Source organism: Dietzia sp. CW19, from assembly GCF_014145265.1.
In the GTDB taxonomy this organism is placed as follows: Bacteria; Actinomycetota; Actinomycetes; order Mycobacteriales; family Mycobacteriaceae; genus Dietzia; species Dietzia natronolimnaea.
On the sequence record NZ_JAALEE010000515.1, the window covers coordinates 1 to 944 of the forward strand.

General features: G+C 72.0%; 2 protein-coding genes. Both read right to left on the reverse strand.

Annotated elements, in window-relative coordinates:
* On the reverse strand, positions 1–473 hold a 473-nt coding region (locus G6021_RS14685), incomplete at its 3' end, for a hypothetical protein (RefSeq protein WP_182641600.1).
* Positions 460–944: hypothetical protein (locus G6021_RS14690; protein WP_241736590.1), on the reverse strand; the 485-nt coding region annotated here is incomplete at its 5' end. The genes G6021_RS14690 and G6021_RS14685, both read right to left, overlap by 14 nt.

Below are 944 nucleotides of genomic sequence, written 5' to 3' on the forward strand. Positions count from 1 at the left end.
TGCAGCCCGACCGGGTCGCGGGTCCAGGCCCGGACCTCGGCACCGGTGTCCAGGCGCAGTCCGACGGACCGCCGGCGGCGGGGGGCCTCGCGGAGTTCTCCGAGCGTGCGGGCGGTCTCCCACGAGGCCTCGGGGATGCCGTCACCGGGCAACGGGAGCACCTCCTGCACGCGGTCCAGCTCGAGCTCCTCGGTTCCCTGGATGTACGTGGTCGGGGTGAGCCGGACGTGACCGTGGACGCGGGTGGCGGCGATCATCACCCCGTGGCACATCGCCGAGGCGATCGCGCAGACCGTGAGCATGAGCCAGTGGACGGGCGCGCCGGCGATCAGCTCGAACACCGCGGCGCTCGCGCAGAACAGCGGCGCGGCGAAGATCCAGGCCCAGCTCCACCCGTCTTCGGCGAAGAGGATGGGGCCCCGCGGCTCCGGTCCCGTCCCCGGTTCCGGCCGGTCGGGCTCACTCGCCGGCACGCGAACCGCCACCGGTCGTGAACTTCATGGCCTCGGCGGTGTGCTGACGCCACACGGCGGTCGCGGCGCACAGCCCCGCGAGGATCTGCAGGGAGATCACGATGAAGGTGACGATCTCGCCACGCTCCCCCGCCTCGGCGACACCGCCGAACACGCCGATCACGACGGAGACCGCGTCCACCACGAGGAAGATGGCGACGATGTCGAGCATCGTCCGGGCCCAGCCCTTTCCCGCTCGCAGCCGGAATGCCAGCCACACCGTCACCACGCTGACGAGTACCGCCAGGACGGCGCCCACAATCCGCGCCATGCCGAACAGCGCCTCGATGGAGATGTCAGCGGCCCCGGCGGTCTCGACGGCGTCGCGGAAGGCGTCACGGGTGGCCGGAGGCAGATCGCCGAACCGGGAGGTCGCGGCGTTGAGCAGCATCCCGATCAGCGCGAACCCTGTGGCGGCGAGCCACAGTCCCC